Raw genomic sequence first — 8,675 nt, 5'->3', positions numbered from 1 at the left:
AAAAAAGGGGCTGTAACGAGTAAGTGAATTTTATCGCTTATGGAGTTCAGCTCCTTTTGTTTTACCATATACCTTGTAATCCAAATAAAAAATGAAAATACACATCTAACCTTACTGCCTTTTTGGGCGCACTAAAAACAAATGTCTATTTTCATCTTTTTTACTTTTAGAACCTTAGTTTAATTTGTTGTTTTTCTGGAATTCTAGTTTTCGAGTGTGATATCTTCTTAGATTATGACCGATACATACCAGTAGTATCTCTAGTTTTACACCAGATATGCCGCGACGACGTAATTTATCATAATGATTGTCTTCTTTGATCTGTCCAAAGATTCCTTCACTCCAGATACTTCTTTGCGTCATGTACCTTTTACCTTGATCTGTCAAAAGATTTTCTTTGACTTCATTTTTATAGGCTTCAAGTTCTCGACACCTTTGTATCGTTCGTCCTGTTTTTGACTTTGTACACTGGGATTTGAATGGACAGCCTTTACAATGTTCATTCTGATACATTTCGATTTCTCGTGGATACATGCCACGTCTTTCAATTCGTGTATCCACCAATGTGAACTCGTAGCCTGCTGGACAGATGACCTTATCTTCTTCATTTGGATTCATCTGGGCACGGGTAAATTGATTTTTAGCTGTTTTCTTTTCAGCTTCTTTACGCATTCCACTGTATTTCATATACAATTGAATACCATGTTCCTTGTCGTATTTATAATTGTCAAAACTTCCATATCCTGCATCTGCTGGTGTGGCATGTGGATAGCTTCCGTAAGCCATATGATAACCTTCCATAAATGGAATATATGTTCTTAAATCATTGGCATCACTTGAAACATATACATGTCGAATATATCCTTCACTGCTTCCAACCTGTACATTATATCCAGGCTTGAATACGTTTGTATGGTTATAGTAATCGTATTTCATGTGCATGAACGTTGCATCTGTATCTGTCTTTGAAAAACTATTTCGATCCCCTGCAATATCAGAATACATGGCGTATTTCCACATCTTCAAAGCATCTTCTTTAAATGCTTCCTGATACCTTTGTAGGTCATGTTTCTTTTTACCTTTACCATGCACAACTTGGATTGAATTCTTCGCCATCAGCTGTTCTATCACAGAAACTACTTCAAACAGGTAATCGAAATTAATTTCTCGCACAATTGAAAAACGAATATTCAAATTGTTTTTTGAACAGTATTTATTAAATGCAGAAAGCCTGTCCATAACTTTGATCCAACGCTTTTCTCTGAATTTCTTTGTGGCTTTCATCCATACAAAAGTCATTTTATTGGCATTGGCTTCGAATTTTGTTCCATCAATATATAAGACTTCTGTATCTATGACATCATGAGCTTCGATATACTTGTTAATATCCACAAATATGTCTTCGATAGGCGTAGTAAGCTTGTCTTTGATAAACCTTTCAAAAGCCATATGAGAAGGAGTTTTTCCATCCATAATGAATTTGAAACGGATGTCATATTTACATAATTTTTCTAGATCACGAAGAGAAGCATAACCATTTATCGCAAATGCAAGAATGACCGCTTCAAACATTTGGATTGCATCATATCCATGAGCGTTATCCTGTGAGAAATCGATATATTTAAAAACGTTGACCTCTTCTACGACTTCCTTCACAGTTCTTGAGATATCGTCTTTTTCAACGACATCATCATAAGAAAAACACAAAGGGAATTGAAATGATGGTTGATATGCATTACAATTAACTAGGTATTTGTTCACAAACATAGTATACCAAAAAAGACCGATATTCGGATTTTTAATCTCGAATATTCGGTCCTTTTTTATTAGGATGAAACTTCTTTATCCGTTACAGCCCCAATTTTTTGCGATTTCTTTTGCGACATTAAAATAGTCTTCTAATTGATCATCACTTGGTGTGTAACATTGGTTGATCACATCGTGGCATGATTCGATTCCAGATTGTTGCATTCTTGTATCGATTTCTTTGGCAACTTGGTTAAACCATCCGTATGCGGCAAAGGCCAATCCTTTTTTGTTCTTAAATTTACATGGACGAATATGTTCAAGGAAAGCGGCCACACTTGGTGCCATGACATTGTTGTAGGTACCAGATCCAATACATACGACTTTGGCATCCATGATTTCGCGCATCACAATACTTGATTTTGTGTCTGATAATTTATAGACTTTTACATCCATACCGCCATCACTGAATCCTTCAGCTAGACTTTCGGCAACCTGTTGTGTGTGTTTCCATACAGATTCATATACGATGACAGCTTTATTTTCAGTTTTTTGAGCTGCCATATCTTTGTAGGTTTCAATGATATCTGCAATATAGTCTTTCCAGATAATACCATGGGCTGGCATGATGTATTCAATATCTAAATTCATGCCTAAAATTAGGTTTAATTTTGCTTGCACTGGCGTTGTATATGGCAAAACGATATTCGCAAAGTATTCTTTCGCTTGTTTTAAACAATAGGCTTTATCCAATCCTTCATCGGTTAAGTTAAAGTTAACAATGTGTTGTCCAAAGGCATCGTTTGAGAATACAGTTTTTAACTGTGGACAATATGTCAACATGTTGTCTGGCCAGTGAATCATCTGCATTTCAACAAAGACAAAGTCATATTTTCCTGTGTTGATTGTATCGTTTGTCTTTACGACCTGATATGGAACTTGATCAAAGTATTGTTCGATCATATTCTTTTTTCCAGAAATAGATGCGTAGACTTTTGCGTTTGGATATTTGGCATATACTTTTTTAAATCCACCAGAATGATCAGGTTCTGTATGTTGGACAATAATATTATCAATTTCTCTTCCTTGTAGTACAGATTCCACTCTTTCTAATAGTTCTTCTGTGAATTCTTCTTCAACTGTATCGAATAATGTAACTTCATCATCTACCACTAAATAGGCATTATATGTACATCCTTCATCAATAGGATATAAATCGCCATGGAAGTGACGGTTGTTTAAGTCTCTGACTCCGACCCAGTATACGTTATCTATAATTTTTTTAGCTCTTTTCATTTCATCTCACCTCATCCTTTATTTTAGAATTATTTAGAGAATATGTCTATTCATTTGCATACTTTTACATTTTTTGAATAAAAATTATAAAAAGTCAACTAAAAAGTGTAAGTGTTTTCTTTTTTTAAGAGTATAATAATAACTAGGAGGAATTGTCGATATGATTATTCAAAGTAAAAGAATTTGGGTCGTAAATACATGGTTGGCAGCCCAAGTTGAAGTAGAAGAAGGAAAGATTGTAAATATCTATCCATATGGAGAAAAAGATGTAGATGAAGATTATGGAGATAAGAGAATTGTCCCAGGATTCATCGATGTGCACACACATGGTGCTTATGGATTTGATACAAATGATGCGAATGAAGAAGGTCTTCGCAACTGGATGAAAAACATCGTTAAAGAAGGTGTTACAGGTATTCTTCCAACAACAATTACGCAGTCTGAAGAGGTTTTGACAAATGCGGTTAAAAATGTTGCGAAAGTTGTTGAAGAAGGGTATGAAGGTGCTGAAATTTTAGGTATTCACTTTGAAGGGCCTTACTTGGATCAAGTATATAAGGGAGCACAGCCTGAACAATATTGTGTAAAACCAGATCTTGAACAATTCAAACGTTACTTGGCAGCTTCTAATAATTTAATTAAAATCGTGACTATGGCTTGTGAACATGATGATAACTTTGAATTAACTAAGTTCTTACGTGCAAATGGAATTGTATGTAGTCAAGGTCACTCAGGAGCTACTTTTGAACAGGCTCGTTTAGCTATTGCGAATGGTGCAAACTCAATGACTCACGTATTCAATGGTATGACTAAATTCCATCACCGTGAACCAGGATTAGTTGGTGCTGCCATGCGTTATAGAGATGTATATGGTGAAATCATCTGTGATGGAAACCACTCAACTTATGAAGCATTAAATGATTACTTTACAGCTAAAGGTCCTGATCACTGTATTATGATCACTGACTCATTGATGGTTAAGGGATTGCCAGTTGGTACAAAAGTATTGTTTGGTGGAAACGAAATCGAATTATATCCAGATGGAAGTGCACACTTAACAGATACGAAGGGTCTTGCAGGATCTACATTGCATGTCAATAATGGACTTCGTATTTTAGTAGAAAAAGCATTGGTTCCTTGGCAAACAGCTATCAATGCATGTACATTGAACCCAGCTCGTATGTTGAATGTAGATGATCGTAAGGGATCAATTCAAACGGGAAAAGATGCAGATTTAGTTGTATTAAATGATGACTATTCTGTTGAAATGACTTACGTAAAAGGAACAAAAGCATTCTAATTAAATAAGCACATTGAATTGTGGTCAATGTGCTTTTATAATGTTTTTTGCGTGGATATCTGGTTCTAATTTATCGTCGGTAATGATTATGTCAAAATCATCGATATTAGCTATTTTTGACATATACTTCTTATTAAATTTTGTATGGTCTACCATACAAATTTTTTTGTTTGAAGAATCAAGAATGGCTTTTTTTACTAAGGCATCACTCATACTTGGGATGGATACGCCATAATCTAAATCTATTCCTAAAACGGAGATAAAGGCTTTATCAATATAATAGTTTTGAAAGAATTGGATGGTACTTTCAGATAGAGCTGCCTGGGTTACAGGATTATAGGTTCCTGGAGCCATGATGATCTTAGCTTTTGTGTTACGATCTACATATTGTAGAATCTTCCAAAAATTTGTAAAGATGGTGATCTTCTTATGATGTATTCGCTTAAAGAGTTCAAGGCAGGTTGTACCACAATCTAAATAGATGGAATCTCCATCTTGGATGAGTGTACTCGCATAAATCGCAATCTCTTTTTTATCCGATTGTGACATGCCTTCTTTGATTTCAAAGGAAGGCTCAGTTGAACTAGACTCATTGAGTGTGGCACCTCCATAGCTCTTTGTGGCGAGTCCTTGATTTTCTAGATGATCTAAATCTCTTCGTATGGTCATTAAGGAAACACTATATTGTTTTGCGAGTTCACTGACTTGTACGGTTTTATCTTTTTTTAGCTTTTCATAGATTTCATATCTTCTTTGTGTTGTATTCATACTTCTATTAAAGCACAAAAAAGAACATAAAGAAACATGTTTATTTGTGTTCTTTTGAAATAATTTGTTTGATGTGAAAAGGATATTGAATCTATATTTTTGTAGTGCTAGGATACAGATGAACTTAAGGAGGATCCATCATGGAATTAATTATCGACTCATCAAATATTGAACAAATTAAAGAACTAAATGAATTATTAACAATTACGGGTGTTACGACAAATCCTACAATTCTTACAAAATCAGGTAGAGAAGCCATGGATGTCGTAAAAGATCTTTGTGAAGTGTTGAGTGAAGATCAATTGTTGTTTATTCAAACCGTACAAACTTCTTTTGAAGGTATTATGGAAGAAGCTAAAATGATTTCTTCAATTCGTAATAAAAATATGTATGTTAAGATTCCCGTTACACATGAGGGTTTAAGAGCTATTAAAGAATGTAAAAAATTAGGAATCCACACATTGGCTACTGCTATTTATACAGCAGATCAAGCATTCTTAGCTGCAATGAATGGAGCTGAATATTTGGCACCTTATACAAATCGTATGTGTAATTATGGGGATGGTGTACAGGATGTGAAAGACTTGATTGAAATGTTGAGAGTAAATAATATGCCTGCAAAAGTGATTGCGGCAAGCTTTAAAAACACATATCAAGTGCATGAATTGATCAAGGCTGGCATTCAAGCTGTAACGGTTCCTTGCGATGTTTTATATCAAATGATCGATCATCCAGGCACTAAGATTGCGGTTGGTGAATTTAGTGTGAACTGGCAAAGAGCTTATAATCGAAACACGTTAGAAAAGTAGACTTGTCTACTTTTTTCTTTTTCTAAAAATTAGCACTTAAGTGTTGACAGTGCCAAAAATGATGTTATACTATCATTAGCAATCATAAAGAGTGAGTGCTAAGTACAAGGAGGTGCTTATTTATGAATATCGAACAAATGTCAGAGCGTTTGCAGAAACTTTTAATGGATGCCATTAATTTGGCTAAATCCAACCAACATCCAAGTGTAGATACGGTGGATATGTTGGAAACGATTTTTAAGGATGATGTATTGGACGGTTTATTTGAGCGTATTGGCTTAGATAAGACGCGTGCTTTACAGATGGTTCAACAAGAATCGAGTCGTGTCGCAAAGAGCTCAACAAGTAATATAAATTTATCCAATGAAGTGCAGAAATCGTTTGAGGATGCACAAAATTGGGCAAGCCAACATGATGAGACTTATTTATCGGTAGCGAGTGTATTTTTAGCTTTATTATTTAATCGTTCTTATATTTCTAAAGAATTGGTTAGAACTTTTAACTTGAATAAGGAGGCTTGCTACAAGGCTGAATTAGAGCGTCGTAATGGTAAGAAGTTTGATACGCCAAATTCTGAAGAGAATGTAGAAGCCTTAAAAAAATATGGTCGTGATTTAGTCCAGGATGTGCGTGATGGTAAGATTGATCCAATTATTGGACGTGACGATGAGATTCGTCGTGTTATGCAGATCTTATCACGTAAGACAAAGAACAACCCCGTCTTAATTGGTGAGCCAGGTGTTGGTAAAACGGCAGTTGTCGAAGGTATCGCATGGCGTATTATGAAGGGTGATGTACCTGAGTCTTTAAAAGAAAAACGCTTAATTGAATTGGATATGGGATCTTTGATTGCCGGAGCTAAGTATCGTGGTGAATTTGAAGAGCGTTTAAAATCCATTTTGGATGAAGTCAAAAAATCGGATGGACAGATCATCTTGTTTATTGATGAGATTCATAACTTGGTTGGTGCAGGTAAAACGGAAGGTAGTATGGATGCAGCTAACTTATTAAAGCCAATGTTGGCTCGTGGTGAACTACATTGTATTGGTGCAACAACTTTTAATGAATATCGTAAATATATTGAAAAGGATGCTGCTTTAGAGCGTCGTTTCCAGAAGGTACAAGTGGCTCAGCCAAGTGTAGAGGATACAATCAGTATTTTACGTGGATTAAAAGATCGCTTTGAAAGCTATCATGGTGTACGTATTTTGGATGAGGCTTTAATTGCGGCAGCTACAATGTCTGATCGTTATATCACGGATCGTTTCTTACCCGATAAGGCTATTGACTTAGTGGATGAGGCTTGTGCTACATTAAAGGTTGAAATGGAAAGTATGCCTCAAGAGTTGGATGAGTTGCAGCGTAAAATCTTGCAGCTACAAATTGAAAAGACTTCACTACAAAAAGAAGAAGATAAACGAGCTGTTGAGCGTAGAGAAGAAATTGAAAATGAATTGGCTTCTTTACAATCAAAACGTGATGAAATGCATTCTAAGTGGGAAGACGAAAAACGTGGTTTGGCCAATGAAAAAGAAGATAAACAACGTTTGGAGAAGGCTCGTTTAGATTTGGAGCAAGCTCGTAATGAGGCTCGTTATGAAGATGCCGCTAAACTTCAATATGGAACAATTCCAGAATTAGAGGCTCGTATTCAAAAAGAGCAGACGAGTCAAAAAGAGGATGCTTTGATTCAAGAAACGGTTAATGAAGAATTGATTGCGAAAATCGTTTCTAGATGGACAGGTGTTGAAGTAACGCGTTTAGTTGCTTCTGAAAGAGAAAAATTATTGAATTTGAAGGCAGAACTTGAAAAACGTGTAGTTGGTCAAGATGAAGCTCTAGAACTTGTGACCGATGCGATCTTGCGTTCGAAAGCACAGATTCAAGATGAGAATCGTCCAATTGGATCTTTCATGTTCTTAGGTCCTACAGGTGTAGGTAAAACGGAAGTTGCCAAGGCTTTAGCGGAACAATTATTTGATGATGAAAGACACATTGTACGTATCGATATGAGTGAGTACATGGAAAAACACAGTGTGGCACGTTTAATTGGTGCGCCTCCTGGATATGTTGGATACGATGAAGGTGGTCAATTGACGGAAGCTGTTCGTCGTAATCCTTATAGTATTGTCTTATTTGATGAAATCGAAAAGGCGCATCCAGATGTATTCAATGTATTACTTCAAATTCTAGATGATGGTCGTATTACGGATTCAAAAGGTGTTACCGTTGATTTTAAGAATACAATTATTATCTTAACATCGAACTTAGGTAGTCAATATGCCTTTGAATCTGGTGATGTACATGATAAGTATATGGAAGAAGTAAAGCGTCATTTTAAACCAGAATTCATTAATCGTATCGATGAAATTATTGTGTTCAACGCATTAGATGATTCGGCCTTTATTAAGATTGCCCACAAGTTTGTTGGCTTGCTACAAAAACGATTGGCTGAACGTGATATTACATTACATGTAAGTGATGCCGTATATAATCAGATTGCCAAGATGGGTGTAGATCCTGTATATGGTGCTCGTCCTATGAAGCGTTATATCCAAAGAAATCTTGAAACACAGATTGCCAAGGAAATGATCAAGACAGGCGCTATGCAAGGGGATGTAATCCATGTAGATTGTCAAAATGGCGAGTATACATTTGATATTCAAGGAAGATAGTTAATTATAGTAGTTACGCATGAAAAATAAAATGGCTTAAATAGGCAAAATCGGAAACTCTATAAAAGAATTTCCGATTTT

6 protein-coding genes are annotated in these 8,675 nt (G+C 35.6%); 3 read left to right on the top strand and 3 right to left on the bottom strand.

Going from position 1 to position 8,675, the window contains the following annotated elements; genetic code table 11:
* Positions 1-174: 174 nt before the first annotated feature.
* Complete coding sequence (locus tag Q0F04_RS10865; protein ID WP_295753220.1) at positions 175-1,761, bottom strand: IS1182 family transposase; 1,587 nt, start codon at positions 1,759-1,761, stop codon at positions 175-177.
* An 81-nt stretch (positions 1,762-1,842) separates the two neighbouring features.
* Positions 1,843-3,042, bottom strand: a complete 1,200-nt coding sequence (locus tag Q0F04_RS10860) for an FprA family A-type flavoprotein (protein WP_295753218.1) — start codon at positions 3,040-3,042, stop codon at positions 1,843-1,845.
* A gap of 160 nt (positions 3,043-3,202) precedes the next feature.
* On the opposite strand from Q0F04_RS10860, the gene nagA reads away from it, so the two are divergent.
* Positions 3,203-4,342: an N-acetylglucosamine-6-phosphate deacetylase gene (gene nagA / locus Q0F04_RS10855; RefSeq protein ID WP_295753216.1), complete on the top strand. Its 1,140-nt coding sequence runs from the start codon at positions 3,203-3,205 to the stop codon at positions 4,340-4,342.
* Between the two features lie 24 nt (positions 4,343-4,366).
* Here the strand turns inward: nagA and Q0F04_RS10850 are convergent, their stop codons facing one another.
* Positions 4,367-5,110: a DeoR/GlpR family DNA-binding transcription regulator gene (locus Q0F04_RS10850; protein ID WP_117572041.1), complete on the bottom strand. Its 744-nt coding sequence runs from the start codon at positions 5,108-5,110 to the stop codon at positions 4,367-4,369.
* Between the two features lie 140 nt (positions 5,111-5,250).
* Here Q0F04_RS10850 and Q0F04_RS10845 point away from each other — a divergent pair, with 140 nt between their 5' ends.
* Together Q0F04_RS10845 and Q0F04_RS10840 are read left to right on the top strand one after the other, a co-directional pair.
* Complete coding sequence (locus Q0F04_RS10845) at positions 5,251-5,919, top strand: transaldolase family protein (protein WP_295563713.1); 669 nt, start codon at positions 5,251-5,253, stop codon at positions 5,917-5,919.
* A gap of 122 nt (positions 5,920-6,041) precedes the next feature.
* Positions 6,042-8,594, top strand: coding sequence for an AAA family ATPase (locus Q0F04_RS10840; RefSeq protein WP_295753213.1), 2,553 nt, complete (start codon positions 6,042-6,044; stop codon positions 8,592-8,594).
* Positions 8,595-8,675: the final 81 nt, after the last annotated feature.

The organism is uncultured Holdemanella sp. (genome assembly GCF_934772795.1).
Lineage (GTDB): Bacteria > Bacillota_I > Bacilli_A > Erysipelotrichales > Erysipelotrichaceae > Holdemanella.
Note: the sequence above shows the minus strand (reverse complement) of the source record. Positions and strands in the feature narration are given on the sequence as shown.

Bases quoted from the DNA above. Each gene is read 5' to 3' on its own strand.
- Q0F04_RS10860 (WP_295753218.1), bottom strand. From the start codon at position 3,042: ATGAAAAGAGCTAAAAAAATTATAGATAACGTATACTGGGTCGGAGTC.
- nagA (WP_295753216.1), top strand. From the start codon at position 3,203: ATGATTATTCAAAGTAAAAGAATTTGGGTCGTAAATACATGGTTGGCA.
- Q0F04_RS10850 (WP_117572041.1), bottom strand. From the start codon at position 5,110: ATGAATACAACACAAAGAAGATATGAAATCTATGAAAAGCTAAAAAAA.
- Q0F04_RS10845 (WP_295563713.1), top strand. From the start codon at position 5,251: ATGGAATTAATTATCGACTCATCAAATATTGAACAAATTAAAGAACTA.
- Q0F04_RS10840 (WP_295753213.1), top strand. From the start codon at position 6,042: ATGAATATCGAACAAATGTCAGAGCGTTTGCAGAAACTTTTAATGGAT.